Origin of the sequence: Fibrisoma montanum, from assembly GCF_003583365.1 — a bacterium.
Taxonomy (GTDB): Bacteria; Bacteroidota; Bacteroidia; order Cytophagales; family Spirosomataceae; genus Fibrisoma; species Fibrisoma montanum.
The window spans coordinates 345,921-370,370 of the sequence record NZ_QXED01000003.1 but is presented as its reverse complement, the minus strand read 5'-3'; the positions used below and the strand labels follow the sequence as shown (position 1 = coordinate 370,370).

Annotated in this window: 25 protein-coding genes; 13 read left to right on the top strand and 12 right to left on the bottom strand. The window is 55.2% G+C overall.

Going from position 1 to position 24,450, the window contains the following annotated elements; all coding sequences use genetic code 11:
• The first annotated feature begins 7 nt into the window (after window positions 1-7).
• The 6 genes from DYU11_RS11480 to treF all read left to right on the top strand — a co-directional run bounded on the left by DYU11_RS11480 (window position 8) and on the right by treF (window position 5,394).
• A complete protein-coding gene (locus tag DYU11_RS11480; protein WP_119667811.1) occupies window positions 8-997 on the top strand; it encodes a hypothetical protein in 990 nt (329 codons plus the stop codon).
• Window positions 998-1,109: 112 nt separating this feature from the next.
• A complete protein-coding gene (locus DYU11_RS11475) occupies window positions 1,110-1,706 on the top strand; it encodes a hypothetical protein (RefSeq protein ID WP_147367922.1) in 597 nt (198 codons plus the stop codon).
• A 111-nt stretch (window positions 1,707-1,817) separates the two neighbouring features.
• Window positions 1,818-2,189 (top strand): hypothetical protein, encoded by a 372-nt coding sequence (locus DYU11_RS11470; protein WP_119667809.1) that lies wholly within the window; start codon window positions 1,818-1,820, stop codon window positions 2,187-2,189.
• Between the two features lie 14 nt (window positions 2,190-2,203).
• Window positions 2,204-2,794, top strand: a complete 591-nt coding sequence (locus DYU11_RS11465) for a hypothetical protein (RefSeq protein WP_147367921.1) — start codon at window positions 2,204-2,206, stop codon at window positions 2,792-2,794.
• Window positions 2,791-3,315 (top strand): D-Ala-D-Ala carboxypeptidase family metallohydrolase, encoded by a 525-nt coding sequence (locus DYU11_RS11460; protein ID WP_119667807.1) that lies wholly within the window; start codon window positions 2,791-2,793, stop codon window positions 3,313-3,315. The genes DYU11_RS11465 and DYU11_RS11460 overlap by 4 nt, the downstream gene beginning before the upstream one ends.
• A gap of 540 nt (window positions 3,316-3,855) precedes the next feature.
• Window positions 3,856-5,394, top strand: a complete 1,539-nt coding sequence (gene treF, locus DYU11_RS11455; RefSeq protein ID WP_119668309.1) for an alpha,alpha-trehalase TreF — start codon at window positions 3,856-3,858, stop codon at window positions 5,392-5,394.
• A 92-nt stretch (window positions 5,395-5,486) separates the two neighbouring features.
• On the opposite strand, the gene metF is transcribed toward treF, so the two are convergent.
• From metF to DYU11_RS11435, 4 genes are read right to left on the bottom strand one after another with little or no spacing between them, the layout of a single operon-like run.
• Window positions 5,487-6,446, bottom strand: a complete 960-nt coding sequence (gene metF / locus DYU11_RS11450) for a methylenetetrahydrofolate reductase [NAD(P)H] (protein WP_119667806.1) — start codon at window positions 6,444-6,446, stop codon at window positions 5,487-5,489.
• Between the two features lie 10 nt (window positions 6,447-6,456).
• On the bottom strand, window positions 6,457-7,329 hold the full coding sequence (locus tag DYU11_RS11445) for a phosphatase PAP2 family protein (protein ID WP_119668308.1): 873 nt from the start codon (window positions 7,327-7,329) through the stop codon (window positions 6,457-6,459).
• Between the two features lie 44 nt (window positions 7,330-7,373).
• Window positions 7,374-8,225, bottom strand: a complete 852-nt coding sequence (locus DYU11_RS11440) for a phosphatase PAP2 family protein (protein WP_229365784.1) — start codon at window positions 8,223-8,225, stop codon at window positions 7,374-7,376.
• 35 nt (window positions 8,226-8,260) lie between these two features.
• Window positions 8,261-11,581: a UvrD-helicase domain-containing protein gene (locus DYU11_RS11435; RefSeq protein WP_119667804.1), complete on the bottom strand. Its 3,321-nt coding sequence runs from the start codon at window positions 11,579-11,581 to the stop codon at window positions 8,261-8,263.
• Between the two features lie 127 nt (window positions 11,582-11,708).
• Here DYU11_RS11435 and DYU11_RS11430 point away from each other — a divergent pair, with 127 nt between their 5' ends.
• The gene (locus DYU11_RS11430; RefSeq protein ID WP_119667803.1) at window positions 11,709-12,875 is read left to right on the top strand and encodes a BamA/TamA family outer membrane protein; all 1,167 of its coding nucleotides are present in this window, start codon (window positions 11,709-11,711) and stop codon (window positions 12,873-12,875) included.
• A 174-nt stretch (window positions 12,876-13,049) separates the two neighbouring features.
• Here the strand turns inward: DYU11_RS11430 and DYU11_RS11425 are convergent, their stop codons facing one another.
• The 8 genes from DYU11_RS11425 to hisG form a co-directional block, all read right to left on the bottom strand.
• Complete coding sequence (locus DYU11_RS11425) at window positions 13,050-13,586, bottom strand: hypothetical protein (RefSeq protein WP_119668307.1); 537 nt, start codon at window positions 13,584-13,586, stop codon at window positions 13,050-13,052.
• Window positions 13,587-13,638: 52 nt separating this feature from the next.
• Window positions 13,639-14,775: a histidinol-phosphate transaminase gene (hisC, locus tag DYU11_RS11420; protein WP_119667802.1), complete on the bottom strand. Its 1,137-nt coding sequence runs from the start codon at window positions 14,773-14,775 to the stop codon at window positions 13,639-13,641.
• 88 nt (window positions 14,776-14,863) lie between these two features.
• A complete protein-coding gene (locus tag DYU11_RS11415; protein WP_119667801.1) occupies window positions 14,864-15,397 on the bottom strand; it encodes a GNAT family N-acetyltransferase in 534 nt (177 codons plus the stop codon).
• Window positions 15,394-15,915, bottom strand: coding sequence for a peptide deformylase (locus DYU11_RS11410; protein ID WP_119667800.1), 522 nt, complete (start codon window positions 15,913-15,915; stop codon window positions 15,394-15,396). Before DYU11_RS11410 ends, DYU11_RS11415 begins: the two co-directional genes overlap by 4 nt.
• Entirely contained in the window at window positions 15,912-16,295 is a 384-nt protein-coding gene (locus DYU11_RS11405; RefSeq protein WP_119667799.1) for a type II toxin-antitoxin system VapC family toxin, read from the bottom strand. The genes DYU11_RS11410 and DYU11_RS11405 overlap by 4 nt, the downstream gene beginning before the upstream one ends.
• Window positions 16,292-16,531: a hypothetical protein gene (locus tag DYU11_RS11400; RefSeq protein WP_119667798.1), complete on the bottom strand. Its 240-nt coding sequence runs from the start codon at window positions 16,529-16,531 to the stop codon at window positions 16,292-16,294. Before DYU11_RS11400 ends, DYU11_RS11405 begins: the two co-directional genes overlap by 4 nt.
• A gap of 29 nt (window positions 16,532-16,560) precedes the next feature.
• Window positions 16,561-17,850, bottom strand: coding sequence for a histidinol dehydrogenase (hisD, locus tag DYU11_RS11395; protein ID WP_119667797.1), 1,290 nt, complete (start codon window positions 17,848-17,850; stop codon window positions 16,561-16,563).
• Window positions 17,851-17,943: 93 nt separating this feature from the next.
• Window positions 17,944-18,804 (bottom strand): ATP phosphoribosyltransferase, encoded by an 861-nt coding sequence (gene hisG, locus DYU11_RS11390; protein ID WP_119667796.1) that lies wholly within the window; start codon window positions 18,802-18,804, stop codon window positions 17,944-17,946.
• Between the two features lie 354 nt (window positions 18,805-19,158).
• Here hisG and DYU11_RS11385 point away from each other — a divergent pair, with 354 nt between their 5' ends.
• The 6 genes from DYU11_RS11385 (at window position 19,159) to DYU11_RS11360 (ending at window position 24,421) form a co-directional block, all read left to right on the top strand.
• The gene (locus DYU11_RS11385; protein ID WP_119668306.1) at window positions 19,159-20,706 is read left to right on the top strand and encodes a DEAD/DEAH box helicase; all 1,548 of its coding nucleotides are present in this window, start codon (window positions 19,159-19,161) and stop codon (window positions 20,704-20,706) included.
• A 173-nt stretch (window positions 20,707-20,879) separates the two neighbouring features.
• The gene (locus DYU11_RS11380) at window positions 20,880-21,296 is read left to right on the top strand and encodes a DUF3052 family protein (protein WP_119667795.1); all 417 of its coding nucleotides are present in this window, start codon (window positions 20,880-20,882) and stop codon (window positions 21,294-21,296) included.
• A gap of 75 nt (window positions 21,297-21,371) precedes the next feature.
• On the top strand, window positions 21,372-22,031 hold the full coding sequence (locus DYU11_RS11375) for an NAD(P)-dependent oxidoreductase (RefSeq protein ID WP_119667794.1): 660 nt from the start codon (window positions 21,372-21,374) through the stop codon (window positions 22,029-22,031).
• Between the two features lie 138 nt (window positions 22,032-22,169).
• Entirely contained in the window at window positions 22,170-22,421 is a 252-nt protein-coding gene (locus DYU11_RS11370; RefSeq protein ID WP_119667793.1) for a redox-active disulfide protein 2, read from the top strand.
• 210 nt (window positions 22,422-22,631) lie between these two features.
• A complete protein-coding gene (locus tag DYU11_RS11365) occupies window positions 22,632-22,895 on the top strand; it encodes a hypothetical protein (RefSeq protein WP_119668305.1) in 264 nt (87 codons plus the stop codon).
• Between the two features lie 185 nt (window positions 22,896-23,080).
• Window positions 23,081-24,421 carry a tetratricopeptide repeat protein gene (locus DYU11_RS11360; RefSeq protein ID WP_147367920.1) on the top strand — a complete coding sequence of 447 codons (1,341 nt, stop codon included), beginning with the start codon at window positions 23,081-23,083 and terminating at the stop codon, window positions 24,419-24,421.
• Window positions 24,422-24,450: the final 29 nt, after the last annotated feature.

Genomic DNA, 24,450 nt, shown 5'->3' with positions numbered 1-24,450 from the left:
GCGAGATATGGCCCTAACGACCTTTGACTACACCTTTGATTTTACCTTCGACCGGGCCGCGGCTCCCGAGCTACCGACCTTACCCGAACCGGGCGGTGACGGCCTGCAGGGCGTAGGCGGAGCGGCCATGCCCTTCGCCCAGAACCCGGCGCTGCTGGCCTCGTGTCGACCCACCGGGCAGGGGTGGGAGCGCTGGGCGGGCGTACCGATCTCGCGGCCCAACTACCTCATGCCGTTCGTGCTGGCCGTACCCATGCCGGATGATCTGGAGAGTTCGCCCTGGTGCGTCGATGGGGGCAACTTTGTCGATGCCGATACGGGCGAAGACCGGGGCGGCTGGCAAGCCACGCTGTTCAGGATGACCGACGGCAACACGCTTTATATTATCAACATTGGCGAGCCGATCATGGAGTGGGGCACGGGCGCGCTGCGCTCCCTTTCCGAGGGCGTCTACCGGCTCAAGATCGGCCCGGCTTACTCGGCTCCCTTCGCCGTCAAGTGCGGTTTCTGCGATCTGCTGGAAATCCGCATGGTGAACGACACCCGGATTGGTGATTTATTGTACGGCTCCTACGGGTTTCAGCAGCGCTTTCTGGTGGAGGGTGAGCTGACGGGACCTACCTACGAAGAAATCGAGGAGCGCTCGGGCGACGAAAAGACCGGTGGGCAGGTGCGCAAAGTCTGGACGCTCCGCATCGAGGATGCCAGCGAAAGTGTAGCCGATGCGCTGAGCATGGCCGGTCTGCACAAAGTCTTCGAGGTGAGTTATCTGAACGGTGACGGCTCGATCCTGCGCTCGGTGCAGGCACTGTCGTTTGAAGCCAAACCCCGGATTACACCCACCGACTACGGAGCCTTTACGATCGAGGTGGTCATGCCGGTATCGAGTCTGGGGACGAGCGTGAAGGCGGGCACGGCCCAGAACGGATCGGCCTGTCTGGTGGACGTACCGGCCGGTACCTCGGGGGCAGCGGTGCTGACGCCCCTGGACTGCTGAGGGCTGAACCGTTTGGTTTAGAATACGTTTATCAAACATATTGTACGCTTGTAAATAGTATTTATATTTGTTCACACGTCGGGAGATAGCCCGGCATAACCCCGTTTCACACATGACTAACTTGTTTTGCCCTGAATGCAGCGATGACCTGTGCGTTGAGGGGTCCATGCCGGTCATTCCTGATCACTGCGAAGTCTTTAACGATGAGCTGATTTCGGAGATTTTCTTCACCGACCGGGCCGGTGCGCTCGAAGCTGATCCCACGTTAGCCGCCAGCTGGACGCCCCGACTGACCAACACCGGCGGTCCCGAATCGACGCCGACGGCAATTCCCCACCCGATCCGCCACTTCAAGGTGGTCGACGGCGAGAAGCCAATAGCGACCCTGAACTACAAGACGACCCGGGGCGGCTCCTCATCGATTCTGGGCCGCTCGACCCGCACGGTGACGCTGGTGCTGGAAGACGACTCGGATGAGATGTACGAGCTGATGACGGCCCTGCAGTGCAACGGCAACGTGCTGTTTGCCTACCGCTCGGGTAAGCACATATACGGCATGAAGGCCGGCGCGGGCGGTGGCACCTTCATCGAAGCGGTCATCAAACCCACCTACGGCATCGTCAGTGGTACCGAGATTTCCCACCGCTGGCAGGTCACCATCGAATGGTCTGCCAAGTGCGAAGAGACCCGCATCCTGGCACCGATTTAACTTCCGGGCGGGTGGTCCATTGGACCACCCGCTTTGGCTATCCACCCGGGCCACGTCGGCCACCTACAACCGGGCAATTTGCCTAACCTGCTAAGAGATCGAGAAAACGTTATGGAATTGCCTGGAGCCGTGCGACCGGTTGACTTCGCTTTTGTGCTGTTTTTCATATTTGTGGGTGCCGGTTTCCAGTTTGTCAACACGAAGAACCGAGAAAACTACTCGCTCCTACAGCGGCTGTATTCGCAGTTTGCCGCGATTGTCTTCGTGGGCCTGCTGGCGATGCTTGCCCTGTCGAACCACTGGAACGTGCTGGTGGTCGCCTTTGCGGGGTTTCTGGTCAGCATACCGGCCGAAAAGGGCCTGCGTCTGCTGAAAAAGTACTTCGATGAAAGCGCAAACTTTGGCGACTTCGTGCAGCGGTTGTGGAAGGCGTACCAGATGACCCGGAATAACAACAACTCAACGGATGATGACAAGACTTAACAATGAACAACGCGATGCTTATCCCTTTCGTTTTGGTTAGCCTGTCATCCCTGTTTCAATACGGGATGCTGCTGCTGGCTCCGCCTGATAAAGGGCGTGTGTGGAAAACGGCAATTTATGTCGGTATGCTCGGCTGTGGGCTGTCAGCGTTCGGGTTCATAGCGCCCCGGCTCAATCCCTGGCCCTGGGAAACCTTCGCAACGTTTACAGCCCTGATGCTGGGTGGTGTTGTGCTCAGCTACTACCAACGCCCCGTTCCGGACACGTATAGTCCTGAGCAGCGGGCGGCTGAGCTGGAAAAACGCCAGGACGCGCTGATGGATTTGGGTAGGGGACTGGCCTTTATGCTGATCCTGACCACGGTGGTTGCCTATCTACAGGGGCAACAGCAAGGCCAACGGGTGCAGGTTGGATTCTCGGAAGCACTACAGGCCATGGCCGATGAGGTCAAGTCGCTTCGCAACGAGGTTAAATCCCTGCGTAGCGAACTGAACGATCTGAAGCATCACGAACGGGCTACCGACTCGACTGTGATCCGTAACCAGCAAAAGGGGCTGGAGAATCAGGAAGCGATTAAGCAGGACCTAAAACGACGTAAGAAATGAGTGATCTGGATATGGCCGCTGACTTTCTGGGTGAGGGTCGCGTAGCCGATCTGTTTCCCGATTTCGGTGCGTACCTCACGTTCCGGGAAGCCATAAAATCAGCCACGGCCATCCGGAAGGGAATCACCAACGTGCCCACCTCTGAACACTACGGCAACATGGTCCGCACGTATCATAACGTCATCGTGCCCCTCTTCGACCGCTTTGGCAAGTTACCCATTACCAGTTTTTATCGAAGTCCGGCCCTGAACAAAGCCATCGGTGGTAGTAAAACGTCGGCGCATATGCTGGGTCAGGCAGTGGATATCGACTGCGATGGACTAAAGACAATTTCAAATAATACGGTGTTCGCCTACGTCCGGGCCGATCTGGACTTCGACCAGTTAATTCTGGAGAATCCAGACAGCCGGGGCAATGCCGCCTGGGTACACATCGGGTATCGGAGTAAGGAAGCTAACCGGCGTCAAGTGCTAAAAATGATCTGGCGAAACGGCAAGCAGATATACGAAGTCATGCAATGATCGGACCGCCGATGCGTCGGACCGCCGATGCGTCGGACCGCCGATGCGTCGGACCGCCGATGCGGTGGTTTGTTTTTAGGTGTGGATAGCGAAAGCCCGACGCTGCTAGTGCCGGGCTTTTTTGTGCTGATTGCACAGGGCCAGTGACCCCAAACGTGACCCCATGATTTATAAAAGCCCTCTGATTCCCTGTAAAGGGCATTTATATTTAACAAAATTTAAGCGACCGGACAAGGAAACAGACTGTTCAGACAAGGGAAACCCGGGCATGCCTTCCTGCGCAGAGACAGCGGCCCTTTCCATACAGTAACGAAAAAACGAAGACATTCGCCCGCTGCCGGTTTACGAATTAGACTGAATTCGTTGCGAAATGACGTTTTGAGTGGGTAAAAACAAGTTGATCAACCGGTATGTTGTATGTACCGTAAAGATTACCGCATGAAAGGAATAGAAAAGCGTTTCTGGTCGATTACACTACTTCTTTTTGGACTGGTTCCGGTTTCGTCCGGGCAAACTGCTCCGCAAACCGGGCAGACAAAGATGAGTCCGGCCCGGTCGGGACAGTCCTGGCAGAGTCCGGATCAGCAGTTTGGCAACTTATTCAAAGACGTTCAGCTCAAATCCGTGTTTCCGGACTCAAAAACATTCGCGGATTGTACACCCAAGTTTCCGCCCGCCACCATTCTGGCCAATTATGAAAAAGCCAGACAACGGCGTGATTTCAATCTGAAGACCTTTGTTGAGCAGCATTTTACCTTACCGATCACACCCGCATCGGGCTATACCAGCAAGGCCGGACAATCGGCGCAGCAGCACATCATCGACCTCTGGCCGGTGCTAACCCGGCCCGGTGTGGCGGGGGCACGTCAGGCCGGCTCGCTGATTCCGCTGCCCAAGTCATACGTAGTGCCCGGGGGGCGTTTCGGCGAAATCTACTACTGGGACAGCTATTTTACCATGCTGGGGCTTCAGGCCTCGGGGAAAACGGACCTGATCCGGAACATGGTCGATAATTTTGCTTATCTGATCCGTACGTTCGGGTTTATTCCCAACGGCAACCGGACGTACTTTCTGGGGCGGTCGCAGCCGCCGTTTTTTTCGTTCATGGTCAATCTGCTGAGCGAAACCCAGGGCCGGCGGGTGCTGGTCAATTACCTGCCGTATCTGCAGCAGGAATATAACTTCTGGATGCATGGCAAGGCACAGCTGACGGAGCAAAACCCAACGTTTCGGCGGGTTGTGCGGCTGGCGGAGGGCGTTTATCTGAACCGGTATTACGACGACCGCGAAACGCCCCGCCCCGAGTCGTACAAGGAAGATTACAACCTGGTTGAGAAAAACCTGAACCGGAATGAGAAAGAAGCGGGAGCTGTGTACCGTCACCTCCGGGCAGGCGCTGAATCGGGCTGGGATTTCAGCAGCCGGTGGTTTCGCGATGGGAAAAATCTACGAACTATTCACACCACCGATTTCATTCCGGTGGATCTGAATAGCCTGCTGGTCAATCTGGAACGAACGCTGGCCGAGGGCTACCGGCTGAAAGGCGATCAGCGACGGGCAAAGATGTACCTGCTGCTGGCGCAGCAACGGCGCGACGCAATCCAGAAGTACTGCTGGAACGAGCGCCGTCAGTTTTTCTTTGACTACGATTTCGTGGCCCGCAGGCAGGCTACGGTCTATTCACTGGCGGCCGTTTACCCCCTGTTTGTTAAGGTGGCCACACCCCAGCAGGCGCAGGGCGTTGCCAAAATCCTGCAGCGCGATTTCCTGAAACCGGGCGGTCTGACCACTACGCTCGTGCGCACCGGTGAGCAGTGGGATGCGCCCAACGGCTGGGCTCCGCTGCAATGGCTGGCCATTCAGGGGCTGCGTAATTATAACCAGACCGAACTGGCCAATAAGGTCAAACTGAACTGGGTAACCGAAAACCTGCGGGTCTACAAAGCCGCCGGAAAAATGGTGGAGAAATACGATGTCATCAGCACGGCCGCAGCCAAAGGGGGCGAATACCCGTTGCAGGACGGCTTCGGCTGGACAAACGGCGTGTTGCTGCGGCTGCTGAAGGAAGGGAAGGAATAGGGGAGGAAAGGGAAGAGAGGGAGGAAAGGAGGAAGGGGAGGAAAGAAGGGTTGAAGTTCTTTTCTCCTCTTCTCCCTTCCTCCTTTCCTCCTTCAAAACACCTCCTTCGCAATCTTTGCAATATTGTCCGCTTTGCCCATCGTGTAGAAGTGGAGGACGGGCGCTCCGGCGGCTATGAGTTCGCGGCATTGCTGAATGCACCACTCAATGCCAACCTGCCGGGCCTGCTGGTCGTTCTCGCACGCTTCAACGGCCGTGACAAGGTCCGGGGGCATCTGAAGGTGGAAGATACGGGGGAGCACCTGAAGCTGCTTGCGGGTGCTGAGCGGTTTCAGGCCTGGAATGATAGGCACCGTGATGCCCGCCTGCCGACATTTCCCGACGAAGTCGAAGTACTTCTGGTTATCGAAAAACATCTGCGTGACGATGTAGTCTGCCCCCTTATCAATTTTCTGCTTCAGGTACTGAAAATCGATCTCGTGGTCGACGGCTTCGAAGTGTTTTTCCGGGTAGCCGGCCACGCCAATGCAGAAGTCGCTGGGCGACAGGGCGGTGTCTTCTTCGTGGAGGTACACCCCATTGTTCATGTTGGCAACCTGCTCGACCAGTTCGCTGGCGTAGGAATACCCGTTGTCTTTCGGTTTGAACGTATTGAACGGCTTGGCCGGATCGCCCCGCAGCACCAGTACGTTGTCGATACCGAGGTAGTGCAGGTCGACCAGAAAATCCTCGGTTTCTTCGCGGGTGAAGCCACCACAGAGGACGTGCGGTACAGGATCTACACCAAACTTGTGCATGATCGCCGAGCAGATACCGACCGTTCCGGGGCGCTTGCGGGTAACGATTTTCTGGATGGTGCCGTCGGGCAGGGGTCGTTCGATGTACTCCTCGCGGTGGTACGTTACGTCGATGAACGGTGGCTTGAACGCCATCAGCGGCTCGATGTTGTCCAGTAGATTTTTCAGCGTATCGCCCTTAACCGGCGGTATGACTTCAATCGAAAAAATGGGTTTGCCGTTGGCGTTGCGGATATGATCGGTAATCTTCGTCATTGGTGCAAAATTAGCGAGAATCAAGCAATAAGCGCATGCTGAGCCCACTCGCCTGCCCAGTATGCCACGGTTGAATGGTCATCCGTTGACCCAGTCCCGGCCGGTTTCTGACTTCGTGCCACTTCGGGATGCCCCAGCCCAGAAACGACCCCAGCGCGGCTCCGGCCAGAATGTCGCTGGGGTAGTGGTAGCCGGCCGCGTATCGCATGTAGCTCGTGGTTGACGCCAGCCCCAGCATTACTATCCAAACGACGGGTTTAAGTTTCGAGTTCGGGTAATACTGCCTGAATAATTCGGCGGCAAACACCGCCGACGCAAAGGCGGTACCAGCGTGGCCGGAAAAAAACGACTGCCGCCCGTTGGCAACAAGCTTGGGTTCCAGGGGAGCCCCGGGATTATACACGTACGGCCGGGTTCGGAGGGCGATGTTCTTGACGGTCTGTTGAAACAGCGTAGGTACGGCCAGCACTTCAATGTACATAAGCGGTACGGTCGCCCAGCCTTTATGTCGAAACAGCACCGGCAGCGCAATCAGGCCGGTGGCAACAAAATTACCCGTCAGGGCCTGGTCACTGATCCGGAACGCTCCGGGCGACCAGTTGTACGTAGCGCCCCGGTCGAACGCATTCACCTGACTGCGGTCAAACCGGCTCAGGTCGGCTACGGTATAGGGCGTCACCTGCTGTTCCAGCAGATACGATGTAAGCCCCGTAACAGCCGCCGTTCCGAGCAGGATTCCATCTACCTTCCAGCTCAGGGCATAGGGGTTGGGCAAGCGGCCGGTCGGCTGCTGCGTACCCGCTGAATCGGCGGCAACCTGGCCGAAACCGACCAGTGTTTGAAGCGTCAGAATTAACGAACAGGTAAGCCAGCGAATGGTCACGATCAGAACCGGGTGGTGAGGTAATGAAATGGTAGGGTACAAACTTACGGATAAACCGGCGTCCACCGTACAAAAACGCCCGTAGCCTGGCCAGTGCTCCACGGTTGAACGTCCAGTTGACGAACCCAGGCTGAACGATTACCGGTACGTACCTCATGGAGTTTGGGAATGCCCCAACCCACGACCGAGCCAAAAACAGCCCCCGCCAGAATATCGCTTGGGAAATGCCGGCCTCCCTCGTAGCTCAGGATCATAGTCGTGGCTGCCAGCGCAAATGACCCGCCCCAGACGGCCGCTTTCCAGCGCGACTGCGGAAAATAATGCCGAAAGATTTCGCCGGTAAACACGGCCGTCGCGAAGGCGTTGGTTGAGTGGCCGGAGAAAAACGACTGCCGGGCATCCCGAACCAGTTTTTCATCGAGGGGGGCCTCCGGATTGTACACAAACGGCCGGGTTCGCTGCGTCAGGTTCTTCATGCAACGCTGCAATCCGTTCGCCAAGATGAACGTTTCTGCATACATCACGGCAATGGTCTTGAAATTTTGACGCATCGGACGGGTTCCCAGAACCAGTGCACCCCCAATGGCTCCGTTGCCGGCCAGCGTTACGTCGCTGATGCGGTCGAGGGTGAGGCTGTAGTTGCGGGTAGCGCCCCGGTCGAAGGCGGGGACCGATGCTCGGTCGAGCGCCCGGACCTGATCCGGGGTGAGTGGGGCAACCCGTTGTTCAAGAATCAGCGAGGTGGTGCCGGCCGCTATCCCCACGCCCAGCAAGGTTACTTCGCGGCCCGTTCGGAGCTGGTAGGGAGACGTAGCGGGCGCCGTAGATTGAGCTACACCAGCGACTGACTGAATCGTCAGCCAGGAAAACAGAACAAAACTGGGTTTGTGTATCAACTTGAAAGTGAGAACGGTAAACTGATAAAGTTGCATTAAACGACCCGCACTACGTTGGGCGTATCGGCCAGATAGACCAATCTGCCTTCTACATCCGGATAGCCCATGTCGCGGTAAAGCCGGGTAAAGTACCGAAGGGTGCGGGTGTGGTCATCGGTGGGGGGTAAGCTCTGGTACTGCACGAGCGTCAGGCTGCCGTTGGGCTGGTGCACAACCCGGTGGGGGGCACCGTGCAGGTGTTGCTTACTCAGAATACTACGGTCGGTATCGATACGGAGCGATGCGTCGAAGAGGGAAGCCAGTTCCGGGTGGGTAATGACCTGGGTTAGCCGGTTGCGGAGCAGATCCCGTTCGGATGCCCGCACAACCCCTTCGCTGACAAGCTGACGCAGGGCTTTTTCGGTCGACTCCGGTCCTTTGATCAGGCTCAGTGCCGCGCAGAGCTTACGGTCCTGCTCGCGGGTACGCTCGAAGGTAGCTACGTCGAAAACACGTTCGGCCTGCCGGCGCAGCTGTAAGTCCTGCCCCCGGTGACCACTGATGATTTCGTCGAGGCTGATTTCGTCAGTTTGGGTCTCCGTTTGGCGGTGCGTAAACACCTCAAAACATTCGCTGAGCACGTAACGACTCTGTCCCTCGTGCCACGTACAACCGCAGGCCTGTGCCACTTCCGAACTGTTCAGGAACGCATGCAACCAGTGGCTGACGGTGTTCGTTGGTCCTTTACTGAAGTCCTTAGCTTCACTGATCACGTAGAGCCGATCAGTTGGACGGGTAAAGGCCACGTAGAGCAGGTTCATGTTCTCGAGAAACGTACGGGTCATTTCTTCATCATACTGTGCCGACACGGCCGAAGGTGTCTGTTTAAGGCTGGCTGTCGTAAAGGCGGGCGCGTGAAGCAACCGGGCGAGTTGACCGGGGGCGTGCTCGTGGGTCAGCGCGTCGGTACGGATGGCCGACAGGTCCAGCCAGATCATGCTGTCGTGGTTGGGCGTCACCTGCCAGTTGGCGAACGGAATGATCACGACCGGGTATTCAAGCCCCTTCGCTTTGTGGATGGTTTGGATATTGACGGCCTGGCGCGACTCACCCTCGCCAATTGATACCTTTCCCTGGACGGTTTCCCAGTACAGCAGAAAATCACTGAGGTGGCCACTTTGCTTTTGGTTGAAGGTCAGCACTTCATCGAGAAAGCGGAACAGGAAGGGGTTATGCTCTGTCCGCTCAAACAACCGGAACTGGGCCGTCAGCCGCTCGGCGAGCTCGTAGGGATTGAGCTGTCCCAGCGCGTAGGGATCGAGTGGGTAACCCTGTGCGGCCAGGTAATCGTACAGCACCGAGACATCGTCGTTGTTGGCGATGGCACGTAGCTCTTCCGTCAGTTTGTCGTCGGGAAAGATACCCCGAATAACGCGGTGAAACAGGTACAACAGTTCGTAGCGCAGCAGTTGCTGATCCGGACGCTGCAGTAACTCCATGAGCGTTACGAGCCACTTGACGGGATCGGAAAACTCCAGCGACAGCGAATCGGCCGAAACCAGCGGTATCCGGCGGGCGTTCAGCTCATTGGCCAGGGCTTTGGCGTGGGCTTTCTTACGCGTCAGAATGGCGATATCGCCGTATTGATATCCATCGGCCAGGGCGCGCTTCAGGTACTCCATCGTCCGGTCGAGCATGGCCGCGGTCAGGTCCAGTCCTTCGTCTTCGTTTTTAGCCACGAAGTCGATCTGCACGTGGCCGAGGGCCCGGGCTTTGGGCGACGGTTCCTGGTGGAACTCCTGCGCCGGATCAAATACGTCCGCAATTTTTGGGTGATCGGTTTCGTATCGCCGGGCGGTAAACTCAAAAAACTGATTGTTGAACTGCACAATCGGCTGCGCACTTCGCCAGTTCGTTCCCAACACCTCGCTGTTCAGATGATCCGCGATCATATCGATCCGGTCGGCGGTCCATGAGTTTGGGTTATGAGCCTGTTTGAGTCCCTCCAGGTTTTTCCGGTGCAGAGCTACAATCTGGTCCATATCCCCCCCGCGGAAGCGGTAAATTGCCTGTTTACCGTCGCCTACGGCCAGGTTAAAATGCCCCGCACCCAGGGCGTTTTCGATCAGGGGCATCAGGTTGGCAAACTGCAGCCGCGAGGTATCCTGAAATTCATCGATCAGGATGTGGTTGAACTTGGTGCCGAGTCGCTCGTACAGAAACGGCACGGGCTCCGTAGCGACAATCGACAGGATTTTTTTATTGAATTCGGAAATATGAACCCGTCCGTCTTTGCGCAGCAGTTCATCAAATTCCAGCCGCATCTGTTTTAGCAGAGCGAGTTTCTGGAGGTGAGGCAGCAGGCATTCGAACAGCGCAACCTGCGTCTGCCGTTCCGTCCGGATGGCTTCGATCTGATGGAAGCAGTCGCAAAGCTGATCGCTGATCTGATCAATTAATTCCGCGACTGGCCTGGGCGTTTTCTTATCGTACCAGTCATTACCATCGATAATTTTACGGTGGGTTGCGGTTGGTTCTTTCTGAAAGTCTTTCTGACAGATCGTTTTAAAATAATACGCTACGCTCGTTGATTTTCCTTTAAAATCGGCTTCGCTCAGACCCGCGTCTGTAATCAAAGTCCAGGCTTTCTGACCAACGGCCACAATATCGGCCTCGAACTGTTCTTTATGCCGCATTAACTGAGCCCGGATGGCCCGTACGGCACCCGGTGATAATTCCTGAGCGGCATTAACGGCTTCATAAAACTGGTCGGAGGTCAGGTTGCGGCCAAAGTCCCGGAGAAGATCCGGGAGCTGGTTCCAGCTTTTTCCCTCGGTGGCGGTGTGGGTATAGTATTCGCTCAGGATGGTGGTGATTTCATCCATCTCTTCCGTACCAGCTTTTTCGATCAGGTTATCGATGGCCAGTTCAAGCACCTCGTCGGTGTCCATTTCCACGTCAAACGAATACGGGAACCCCAGTTCGTCGGTGAAGGCCATCACCACCCGCTGCGTGAACGAGTCGATGGTGGTTACGGAGAAATCGGAGTAGCGGTGGAGGATGGTCCGGAAAACATCACCGGCTTTTTTTCGCAGTTCGTTTTTCGCGATAGTAAACGCGTCGGTGCCGGGTACAATGCCCTGAATCTCCTGCACCAGATCGTCCAGCAAAGGCAGTTCTTTCCCACCGGCAATGTCCTGCAACCGCTCCAGAATCCGGTTTTTCATTTCGTTGGCAGCCGCGTTGGTAAACGTAATGGCCAGGATATGCCGGAAGTAATCGTCGCGCTGCCCGGGGCGGAGTGCCAGTTTCAGGTACTCTTTGGTCAGCGTGTACGTCTTTCCCGAACCGGCGGAGGAGCTATAGATTTTGAACATGTGCGAGGAACGTTGCCACCTGCGAATGGCTAAAATACGGCGAAATCAGGCAAAATGCCAAGTTATGCAATCAACCGGGTCGATATTGTGTTATACTGTAGTTGAAAATAATTCACCGTCACACCAATTGACTACGCTTATCCAACCAGGCCAGGTTTCCTTCTCAGCCTTGCTGTTTTTGCTGCTCTTTTCCTCCGAAAAGGTGCTGGCCCAATCGCGGTTTGGTCCGTGGCGCTGGGTTCAGACCATGGCGGGAAAAATCATTAATGACACGGCTTCACCGGCAAAGCCGCGCTTTCTGGTGTATCCAACCCTGAGCTATGCTCCCGAAACCAGTATTGAGGTGGGGCTGTCGGCGCTGTATCTGTACCACGCCAAGAACGATTACGAACTAAATCGGCTCAGCGAAGCGCAGGCTTTTGGGTTTGTAACGCTGATGGGGCAATACGGCCTGAACATCGACCACAATCTGTACACCGACAAAGACAAATGGTACTTTCTGGGCCGGGCGCGGTTTCAGCAGTTTCCGTTGCTCTACTACGGCATTGGTCCCGGCGTTGCTATGCGGGAACCGGCTACGGTCGAAGCCGGCAACATCCAGATCCGGGAACGGGCGCTGCACCGTATTGTTCCTAATCTGTTTGGTGGCATTGAAATCGATTTTCAGCGGTTGAGCAACGTCCGGTTCCGTCAGCCCGACAATCTTGCCTACGATATTCCCATTGGCGGGCGGGGATCAGCAAATTTCGGGGTTGGTGTGGGCCTGGTCTACGATAGCCGACATAACGCGCTGAATGCCCGCAAAGGTGCTTTTGGCGAGATCGCCTACCTGCGCTACCACCGGGCTCTGGGCAGTTCGCTGACGTTCGGGACGCTTAACATAGACACCCGACTGTATAAAACCATCGGTAAAACCCAGGTGCTGGCCTGGCAGGCTGTGGGGATGTTTCAGAACGGCAGTGTGCCATTCAACCAACTGGCCCTGATGGGCGGTGAGATCATCATGCGGGGCTACTACGCCGGTCGGTACCGCGACAAAAACTACGTAGCCACGCAACTGGAATACCGACTGCTGCCGTTTCCGTTCAGCAAACGATTCGGTGCGGCTGCGTTTGTGGCGGCCGGTGCGGTGGCCAATCGCCCGCGTGAGCTGCAGTTTAAATACGTTCGCCCCTCCGGTGGCGTCGGGCTGCGCTATTTCCTGTATCCGAAGAAAGACGTATTCCTCCGTTTCGACGTTGGCTTCACCCGCGAAGGCACCGGCTTCTACATCTTCACCGGGGAGTCGTTTTAAGGGGAGGAGTAAGCCGAGGTTCGTTTCAGGTCTGACGGTACGTCTGACCCTTTCTCAGCTTTTTCTACGCGTTGGTCACTGTGGCTTTTACGCAGAAAAAGGGTCAGACGTACCGTCAGACCCTACTGTATAAAAAAACGGTTTCTCTCCTCCTCTCTTCCCTTTCCTCCTTCCCTAAAAATTATACCGCAGGCCCACCCCTGATTGCAGGTTCAGGAAAAACGGAGCGGGCAGCACTTCGACGTAGAGGCCGGTTTCCAGGAAGAACGAATAGGGTTTACTGGCCGGGAAAATTTCCAGACCGGCCACGCCCGAACCGCCCAGCGAAATCGTGCTTTCAAACTCGTTAACATAGGCCAGCCGGTCGGGGTAGTAGCGCCGGGAGCCGATCTGCCCACCGAAGCCGTAGTAGCCCCGGAACGTCTGGCTCGACCCGAACGACGTATGCCAGAGGAAATGCCCCTGAACGGCCAGACCCACACTTTTATAGCGACCAGCCCGGTACGCCCGGTTATTGCCGTACAGGCCACCGTACGTCCCGATGTTCAGGTCGAACGCGTGATTTTCGCCAAAGTATTTCCGGACGTTCACCCCCGACGGTTCACCGATGCGGAAGCCGACCGACCAGTTGTTGTATTGGGCCTGGGCGTGGTTGGTGGCGCCGAGCCAGCCCAGCGACATCAGCAGTAGAAATAGACCAATTTTTCTCATAGCCTGGAAAACGTACTCATTCAGTTGTTGGATACTCAGCCTCCGGCGAAGTTCAGGCATTCGACACGGGTTCGGGATGCGTAACGGAGCCGGTATGCGCCGATACATCCGGCGTTGTGGGACCGTTGTACTGACGCAGCTCCGTCAGCAGCCGCTCGTTCTCATCCGGCGTTCCTACGGTGATGCGCAGACAGCCTTCGCACAGCTTCACCTTCGAGCGGTCACGCACGATCACCTGCCGGTTGATCAGGTACTCGAACACCGCTTTTGCGTCGGTGAAGCGTACCAGCAGGAAGTTCGCATCCGACGGGTAAATGTGCTGCACAATGGGCAAAGAAAGTAGTTTTTCGGCTAAAACCTGCCGGTCAGCCAGAATCTGAGCGACCATCTCGTTTTTTTCGCGTTCGTGGTCCAGCGCTTCCAGAGCCAGCGACTGGGTAGGGGCCGAGATGTTGTACGGGGGTTTGATCTTGTTCAGCACCCGGATCAACTCTTCCGAAGCGAAGCACATGCCCAGCCGAAGCGCAGCCAGTCCCCAGGCTTTCGAGAAGGTTTGCAGCACGACCAGATTCGGGTAATTGTCCAGTTCACTCGTCCAGGAAGCTGTTTCGGCAAAATCAATATAGGCTTCATCGACGACCACCAGCGCGTGACTGGCCGCGTTCAGAATGGTCCGGATGGCGTTCGGATCGATCAGGTTGCCGGTCGGGTTGTTGGGCGAGCAAATCCAGATGATCTTCGTTCCGGGCGTAATGGCGGCCAGTACTGCATCCGTATCGAGCTGAAAAGCAGCTGTCAGCGGTACCTTAACCAGCGTAACGTCGTTGATCGTCGCCGACACTTCGTACATACCGTAGGTGGGGGGCATGATGATGATATTGTCGGCCGAAGCGTCGGACTGTCCCGGTTGGCACGTAGCGCGGATGAGCAGGTCAATGGGTTCGTCGGAGCCGTTGCCCAGAAAAATCTGCTCCGGGCGCACGCCTTTGATAGGGGCCAACCGTTCTTTGATGGCCCATTGATACGGGTCCGGGTAGCGATTATACTGGCCCGAGTCGGTAGTGGAACCGAGGGCGTTTTCGTTGGCGTCCAGAAACACACCTTCCTTGCCGGTGTACTCGTCGCGGGCCGAGGAGTAAGGGGTCAGCGTCAGGATGTGCGGACGGAGAAGGGATTGTAAATTAAACATTGTGCTACAAATTTACGCCGTGTTTAATACGGCCCATTACATGCGTGAGTGTCAATAGGGTTGGCGTAGTTATTACACTGCAATACTGTCAAAGGGGCCTGCGCATTACCACCATGCCCCGCACGTCCTCTTTCATGACATCGAACGTCAACCGGTCGGTGCCGCAGACGACGAAACCCATTCGCTCGTAAAACGCAATGGCATCGTGGCTCGTATCCATCGCCTTGAGCCAGATCAACTCCTTACCCAACTGCCGGGCATAATCAACCACAAACGTCAGCACGGCTTTACCGATGCCCTGTCCCGTTACGTCCTTACTCAGGTAGATACGTTCCAGCTCCATGGCGTTAACCGTTTCCTGACCTTTCAGCGGTTGGTCGAGGTTCAGTTTAAAGAAACCGACTGCCTGCCCCTGCTGCCGAACGAGGTAAAAGCGGGCGTTGGAATTGTCCAGTTCGCGTTGCAGTACGGCCGGGGTAAAGCACCGCTCCATATACCAGGCCCCACCGTCGTGCCACAGATGCAGGTAATGGTCGGTGTAGGCTCGCCGGGCTACGTCGGCCAGTAGGGGAGCATCCGCTACTGAGAGGAGGTCAAAAACTAACGTAGTATCAACTGTCATAGGGGTTGCGTAGGCGTGGGTCGCCAGCGAAACGATTGGGGATCAATGGCCCGCATGGTGCAGAGGACGCCGTTCAGGTGGTCGTACTCATGCTGAATTAACTCCGACATGGCCCAGTCGGTTACGGTCCAGGTGTGTTCCTGCCAATGCTCATCGCGGTAACGGAGCGTCAGGCTGCGGTGTCGTTTGACGCGTACCAGCAGGTTCGGAAAGCTCATGCAGTCGTCCCACAACTCGTTCATCTCGTCGCTGGCCTGCACAATCTCCGGATTGATAATGACCTGCGGCCCAGCGTGGCCCGGCCCGGTCACATTGAGGTAAAACAGCCGTTTCATGATGCCGAGTTGCGGAGCCGCAATACCCCGGCCAAACTGGTATGTCGCCCGAATCTCCTCCATCACGTTGTGCAGGTCGGCTACCCAGCCCGCTACGAGCGGAAGTTCTTCCTGACGGATTGGCTCACAGGTTTCGTACAGGCGCGGGTCGCCCAGCAGCAGCAGGTCGGCAAGGTGTTTCATGAAGGGGTCAATAGGCTGGTTAACGCAATGACTTGTAAGCCCGGAATGTCAATGAAGTCGTCAATGTTGTTGGTCAGCACGGGCAAGTTATAGAGCAGGCCAGTAGCCGCGATGATCGAGTCCCCGATGGACCGTTTACGTTGTTGGCGCAAACGAATAGCTTCGTCAACAACATCATCAGTTATAGGCAATATAGAGGCTGCACCCAGCAAGCGTTCCAACTCAACTTTATCAGTAGCCTTGAGCTTGTGATAACCTAAAACCTCTAATTTGGATATCAAGGAAACATGAAGTGTAGTTTCCCGTTCACGCAGGTAAGCTCGTAACTTAGCATACGCTGGATCGACAAAATAAATGATGATATTACTGTCTAAAATCATTCCTCACGCCCATCCAGAACCCGATCCCAACCACGAATTTTACGTTGCCACTCGGATGGATCACCGAATGAAGTAACACCACCCAGGGCAGCGATTTGTTCGGCAATGTCCACAAAAGATGGTTTAGAGGCTTCCGGTTGAGGCTGAGGTATAACACGGGCGTTGAGCTTCGGAAGCAGACGCAGCAGCAGCGCTTCGTCTTCCGGCGTATCTATTTCAATCAATAACTGGCTCATAATTTTCTGTTTTTACCAATATAACAAAATCAGTCCGTAACCTGCTCGGCCAATGCCGCCAGCCGCAGACTCACGGCCCGTTTGTGGGCCTCCAGCGACTCGGCTTCAGCCATGGCTTCGACCACCGGACCGAGCACCTGAAGGCCTTCGGGCGTGATGTTCTGTACGGTAATCTTCTTCACGAAACTGTCCAGCGATACGCCACTGTAGGCCCGGGCAAAGCCGTTGGTTGGTAGTGTATGGTTCGTGCCCGACGCGTAATCCCCCGCTGACTCAGGGGTATAATTACCCAAGAAAATGGAACCGGCATTCACAATCCGTTCGGCGACGGTTTCGGCGTCGGCTACGCTCAGGATCAGGTGCTCGGCCGCATAGGCGTTCAGCAGGTCAATGGCCTCGTCGGCGGTGTCGACCAGAATGGCTTTGCTGTTGTCGATCGCCCGGGCCGCCAGATCGCGACGCGGCAACCGACTCATTTGCGTATCCAGCACCAGATTGACCGTGCTGACCAGTTTTTTGCTCGTTGACACGAGCAGCACCTGGCTGTCGGCCCCGTGTTCGGCCTGCGACAGCAAATCGGCCGCGACGAACGACGGCACGGCCGTATCGTCGGCGTAAATGGCCACTTCGCTCGGTCCGGCGGGCATGTCAATCGCAACGCCCTCTTTGGCGACCAGCATTTTGGCGGCCGTTACGTACTGGTTGCCCGGCCCGAAAATCTTGTACACCTGCGGAACCGACTGCGTTCCGTAGGCCATGGCGGCAACCGCCTGCGCCCCGCCGATGCGGAACACGTGCGTAACGCCCACCAATGAAGCCGCGAAGTAGATGGCCGGGTGGTTGCTCGGCGAACACAGTACGATCTGACGGCAGCCGGCCAGTTGCGCCGGTACGCCCAGCATCAATACAGTACTGAACAACGGAGCCGTGCCGCCCGGAATGTAGATGCCAACTTTTTCGATGCCGACACTACGGCGCCAGCACGTAACCCCCGGCATGGTCTCGATCTTCTCGACCGCCTGTTTCTGCGCTTCATGAAACGTCCGGATGTTCTGATACGCCTGCCGGATGGCGGCTTTCAGGTCGTCGCTCAACTGGCTCTCGGCCGCAGCCAGCTCGTCGGGCGATACGGCAAGACCCGTTTGGGCGAGATCAACTTTATCGAAGCGGGCGGCCAGCTCGATCAGGGCCTTGTCGCCCTGGCTGCGGACCTGTTGCAGAATAGGCGCAACCACCTGTTCAATCTGCGCACTCGACTGCACTGGCCGGGCCAGCAACGCAGGCCATTCGGCGCGGGTGGGGAAAGGGATGATTTGCATAGGAAAGGAGGAAGGAGGAGAGGAGGAAGGGAGGGAAGGAATTGAAGCGCAAAGCTTCCTTTCCCTTTCCTCCTTTTCTCCCTTCCTCCTTTATTAATTGATCATTTTCTCAATCGGGATAACCAGAATGCCTTCGGCACCGGCAGCGCGGATGGCTTCGATGTTTTCCCAGAACGCATTTTCGTTGATAACCGAATGCACGGAACTCCAGCCTTCGGTGGCCAGGGGCATAACAGTCGGCGCTTTCATCCCCGGCAGTAACCGCGAAATCTGCGGAATGGCCTCGTTCGGGGCATTCAGGACGATGTACTTGTTGTTTTTGGCGGCCTGTACGGCTTTGATCCGGAACAGCAGTTGCTCGGTCAGCGCCTGCCGGTCGTCGTTCATCTGCGGATTGGCGATCAGGATGGCTTCAGACCGGAAAATCGTTTCAACCTCCTTCAGCCCGTTGCTCAGCAGCGTACTGCCCGAACTGACAATATCGCAGACGGCTTCGGCCAGGCCAATGCTAGGCGCAATTTCAACCGAGCCGCTAATCTCGTGAATAGTAGCCTGGACGCCCTGATCGGCGAGGTAGCTGCCGAGGAGGTTAGGATAGGACGTCGCAATGTTTTTGCCGTCGAGATCGCTCAGACCACCCCAATCGGTGCCGCGGGGAATGGCAATTGACAGGCGGCATTTCGAGAAGCCTAATTTATGGACAGTGGCCACCTGGCGGGCGGTTTCGACGGCCACGTTTTCGCCGACGATGCCGAGATCCGCCACGCCATCTTCGACGTAGCCGGGGATATCATCGTCGCGCAGGAACAGGAATTCGGCCGGAAAATTCGACGAGATGGATTTAAGCTTACCAGTGCCGTAGTCGAAGCGGATACCACATTCTTTAAAAAGCTGGTACGAATCTTCGCTCAGCCGACCGGATTTTTGCAGGGCAATGCGTAGTACGGAAGACATAATTCAGGTTGAAAAGGACGATAACTGACTGAATCAATCAGCTACAGCGTCGGCAATCGGGACAATGGAACGGTAAAAATACAGGAAACAGACGGACCAACGAGTCAAACGAAGAGGAAAGATGGCCTAGCAGCCATGATGATGACGATGTCGGAAGAAAGTAGCGTCAGTCTGTTGGGAATTCATGCGGCAAATATAGAAGATTTTGGTATATTTGTCATAATCAATCGGTGATCCGATTGCGACGGTTGCTGACTGAGGAAAGTAGGTCAGCTATACTTCACTAACACGTGCTGCACCTTGACATTTTCCGAATTTAATCTTCATGACGACCTGCTCGCTGGTGTGCAGGCTATGAATTATCAGCAGGCCACGCCCATTCAGGAGCAGGCCATCCCCCTGATTCTCGAAGGCAAAGACCTGATTGCCAGCGCCCAGACGGGTACGGGCAAAACGGCCGCCTACCTCATTCCGCTCCTCGACCGGATTTCGCACGCCGACCATGATCACACCAGTACGTTGATTCTGGTCCCGACGCGTGAACTGGCCAAACAGATCGACGAGCAGGTAGAGGGCTTCGGCTACTTCGTGGAAGCGACCAGTATTGCTATCTACGGTGGTAGCAAAGGCGACGAATGGGACAAACAGCGCAAAGCCCTCGAAACGGGCGCCGATATCATCATCGCGACACCCGGCCGGCTCATTGCCCACATGCAGCTGGGCTACGTCAGCTTCGATAAACTGGATTACCTGGTACTCGACGAAGCCGACAAAATGCTCGATATGGGCTTTTCGGACGACATTCTGAATATCGTGCGGAAGTTGCCGGTCAAGCGCCAGACGCTGCTGTTCTCGGCTACCATGCCGAACAAAATCCGCGAGTTTTCAAAGCAGATCCTGCAGGAACCCGCCGAAATCCGGCTGGCCGTATCAAAACCGGCTGCGGGCATCGATCAACAGTTTTACCTGGCCTACGACCGCCAGAAACTTCCTCTGCTGGCCCATCTGATTCAGAACAGCCCGACCCCGGTGCAGAACATGGTGCTGTTTACCTCGCGTAAATCGGAGGTGGGTAGTATTGTGCGGGCGCTGAGCAAGTTAGGGTACGAATCGCGCGGCATCAGTTCCGATCTGGAGCAGGAAGACCGCGAGATTGTGCTGCGGGATTTCAAAAACCGCAAGTTTCCAATCCTGGTCGCCACCGACGTATTGTCGCGTGGAATCGACATCGACAACCTGACGCACGTAGTGAACTACGACATTCCCCGCGATGCCGAAGACTACGTACACCGGATTGGCCGGACGGCCCGGGCCGCCACCACCGGAACCTCCATTACGTTTATCAGCGACGAAGACCAGCAGCGGGTGGTGAAGATCGAGCGGCTGATTGAACGGGCGGTCGACAAACTGGCTATTACGGAAGATCTGGGCTTAGGTAAAGCGCCGATATTTGATCCGAAGCGCTACGGTAGCCGCCGTGGCGACGGCCGTCGTAGTGACGGTCGTCGCGGAGATAACCGCAGTAGTAATGGCCGCGGTAGCAGCAGTGGCCGGGAGGACGGGGCACGGCGTAGCAGTTCGCGTGGTCAGGAACGCGCCGGGCATAACGGGGAGGCCCTCGCGGTGGAAACAACCGATGCACAGCCCGTTCTGGACGGCGAACAACCACAGGCAACAGAGCGCAAGCGGAACAACAAACGACGCCGTAACGGCCGTAAGCCTCGTCCGGAAGGAACGCCCCTGGCCGTTATCCCGGAAGCGGGCGTACCGCTGCCCGGCGATCCGGTCTTGAACGTCAGCGGAGACGTAGCGGATAAGCCCAAGCGCCGAAAAAAACGCCGGAATCGATCCAAAGGCGACCGGCCCGAAGCTGGGCCGCAGCCGGTAGCGGTGGCTGAGTAAAAAAACAAAACGACGGATATCTGCGCAGATATCCGTCGTTTTGTTTTTGGGGTTGTGCTCAGCTGGTTGTCAGTACATGCCGGCGGAGATGGTACGCAGTCTAAACAAGGTAACGACTGAACCGGTTTTGCCTGGTAGATCGATCTAAAACGAGCATTCGACAAGCAGTGAGCATGACGAAATCTGTTTCATCCAAAATGGGTATTAAACCGGGGAGTAGTTCTCTGTTCATCAATGCTCCTACGGAAGCCATAACAGCAATGGAGTTGCCCGATCTTGACGTTAAGACAACGCTTGATGGAAGTTTCGACTACATCCACCTTTTTGTTACAAATCAGCAAGAAATGCACGAGCAGTTCGCCATGCTCAAAAACCATCTAAGGGCAACGGGTATGCTTTGGGTGTCATGGCCCAAGGCAGGCCGGCAAGGAACTGATCTCAAGCTAACCAAAGTAATTGAAATAGGCTACGAGTATGGCCTTGTAGAAAGTAAGAATTTAAGCATAAACACTATCTGGCCAGCTTTGAAATTTACCCACCCGAAGGAGGGGAAACTCTATAATAACAGCTACGGGAAGCTCAGGCTGTAGGCTGGGCGGATAACTCGTGTCGCTTGGATAGGCTTACCCTCGATAAGCGGCCTGTCCCGAAATACAGTCGGTCCAATGGAGGCTGGTAGCCAGCCAATTACTCAACAGGTCATCATGAAAATAGCTGTTTTTGGGGCCACGGGCGGAACAGGCCGCGAACTGATCCTACAAGCCCTTGACAAAGGCCATGAGGTAACGGCGATTGTTCGTCGTCCCGCAGCCTTCACGCTAACCCATGCGCGACTGCGCACGGTAACCGGTGATGTTATGAAGCCGGATTCATTCGCTCCCGCACTTCAGCATCAGGACGCTGTGCTGTCAGTTATTGGGAAGAACAGCCTGAAACCTATGACGTTTTACCGCGAGTCAGCCCGCAATATTGTCGATCAAATGGATAAAGCTGGCGTTCAGCGGTTGATTTGCCTTACCAGTGTCGGTGTTCTGGACAAACCGGTTGGGCCCCTGTTTTACATTTGGCTGATTAAGCCACTGCTCAAGAATATCTACGACGATATGCGGCATATGGAGCAGACGATACGAGAGAGCCGTTTAGCCTGGACGATTGTGCGTCCGTCATTCCTTTTCGATGGGAAGCGAACGGGTCAATATCGGGTGGGTTCATCGGGTGAGTTGGACCATGCGAATAAGATTTCGCGGGCTGATCTGGCGAATTGCATCTTGGATCAACTTGACACTCAGGCTAACTGGCAAAAAGCTATCGCCGTTGCCTATTAATTCGGAATAAAGAATCTGTTAGAATCCAGGCAGGTAATTTAGTGGATGAGTGCGCTGTGGCAGCTCCACGTGGCGGCTTTTCGGGCGACAGGCCTGTCGCCCGATACGGTATTTTATTTATTTTATTAAATTAACTGCATGAAAATTCAGGAGATGAGCGATGAGGCTTTGCTCAAACGGAAAAAAACAACAGAAGTCGTAACGGCTTCGCTTGCCGGTTTACTCACGGTGCTATTGATTGCAGCCCTGTTTTTATGCTTCAACGATCAGTTCACCATTGGCCTTCCCCTGCTTATCATCCCTCTCTCACTTTCCACTGTTGTATTTATGAACATAGCTGATGTGAAAGCTGTCAGGAAGGAATTACAAACGCGAAATCACGTGCTTTGACTTCGCTTCGTGTGAGTCAGCCTCCGGTGACGGGTCGCTCGCCGGTTAAGAACGTTGGTGCGTAAAAGGTGCTGGTACGTCCGTTCAGTCAAGCGACTCGGTCAGCACAGGGAACGCCCCCAACCGGAAAGACTGGACATCCATTCTGACCTCCCAAGCGACCCAATAAATACGTGGCCAATTAATAGTTTTATCACCCTGGATATCGGTATGCTTTCAGGTAAAGACCACAGCAAAATGACTCGTGACGAATTGGTGGCAGAACAGAAAAAATTAACGTCACAAAGAACCACAATTCCACTGGCCGTGCTCATTGGTGCAGTTATTGGCGTAGCGGTTTGGTCGGCTACCCACCAGGGTGGTTTTATCCTTACTGTTTTGTTGCTGATTGCGCCGTTTCTACTTGGGTCCAGCTACTCGAAAAGACTGAAAAGCATTAAGGCGGAATTAAGTCGTAGGAATACCGTTCGTTAATTATCCCGGCAGTTAGCCGCCCGGTCGTTAGCCGGCTCCTCTGGGCGAACCCGCCGGAACGGGGAACTGCTCGTTGGGCCACTTCCCGGAATCTGGTTGGTACGTAAAAATCGGCCGGTATTATCGGCATACAGGGCTAATTCTTTCGTATATTGAGGAGTTTTAGCTGGTTACTCTTCTCTGGAATGGAAGCAAATCCTTCGTCTACTGTTCAGTCCGGACGTCTTAAATCATTTTTAAAGCAGATTCAGCGATTAGCGTGGCTCGAGTTGTTCGAAAAGTGGTTTGGGGTTGGCGTAAAACTGTTGTGGCTCACGCTCTTTATTGCGTTTAGCGTTTACCTCCGGAAAGAATACAAGAGAAACATTTTCTACGTCCAGGATTTTAAAGTGCCGCCCGCCTGGGTAGAACAGGGGTACAGCGGAGAAGTGGTTAAACAAGCCATTCTCGATGAGATTGACAACATCATGAACGGTGTGTTTGCCAGGGACGAATCTCTGGTCGGCAGTAATACGGATAACACCGAGTTGTTGAATGAGCTTTCCGTTGAAGGGTTTAATCTCAGAGCTATTACCAAATCCATTCTGGTCTTCCTGGGCAAGAAAGATAAAAGCATCGGCGGCTACGTAACGCTCAGCGACTCCACCCAAACCGTAGCGATACAGGTTACGGACCAGATCACGCAGCCGTTGACCATCAGACGGAATGAACCTGCCCAACACCTGATTCATAAAGCAGCCATGGAAATTATGAAGGTGCGGTCGCCAAAAGCGTTGGTTACGTATTACATGGCCAGGAAAGATACCGTCATGGTTAACAAAGTGTATGCGTATATAAAGAAACACCGGGAACTGATGAACGATTATACGTTCTATCTGACCTCGGTTGCCGTTGCCTTGAATAGCCAGAATTATGAGGAAGCCCATGCCTGGTCTGATAGCCTCGCTAAGGGGTTCCCGAACGATAAATCAGTGTTTTACACCCGGGGAGAAATCTATATGTACCTGGTCTATTACGCCAGGGCAGACCCGGCAACGACCCGAAACAACAAACGGTTGTTCGTCGAAAATATGCGTAAAGTCAGTGAGCCGGGCCTTCCCGACGTGTCAAACAATCTAGCTCAGACTGCCAATATGTATTTGGCTGGATTTTATGCCAACGAGAATGATTTCAAATCACTCATCGACCTCGTAGAGCGTAACCATATGGAACAGAAACTGAGCCCTCCCCTGAATAATGCCCTGGCCTACGCCTATATGAGTCAGAAGACCTACAAGAAAGCCGATGAGGCCCTGTGGAGAGTTATTTATCAGGTGGGCGACGTTGGTGACTACTGGGACTCACTGGCCGAGTTATACAGCATTCAGGGCAACGATTCGCTGGCTGTTGTGCATTTGGGTAAAGCGTTACGGAGTCCGCAAAAATCAGCCGCCGTGTCCGCGCAGGCTTATCAGACCGATTCGCGCTGGCAGCGTTTGCGAAAACGGGAGGATTTTCAAAATACGCTGAAACGTCATTCAATCTGAACCACTAGGGCCGTCTGGAATGGAATGCC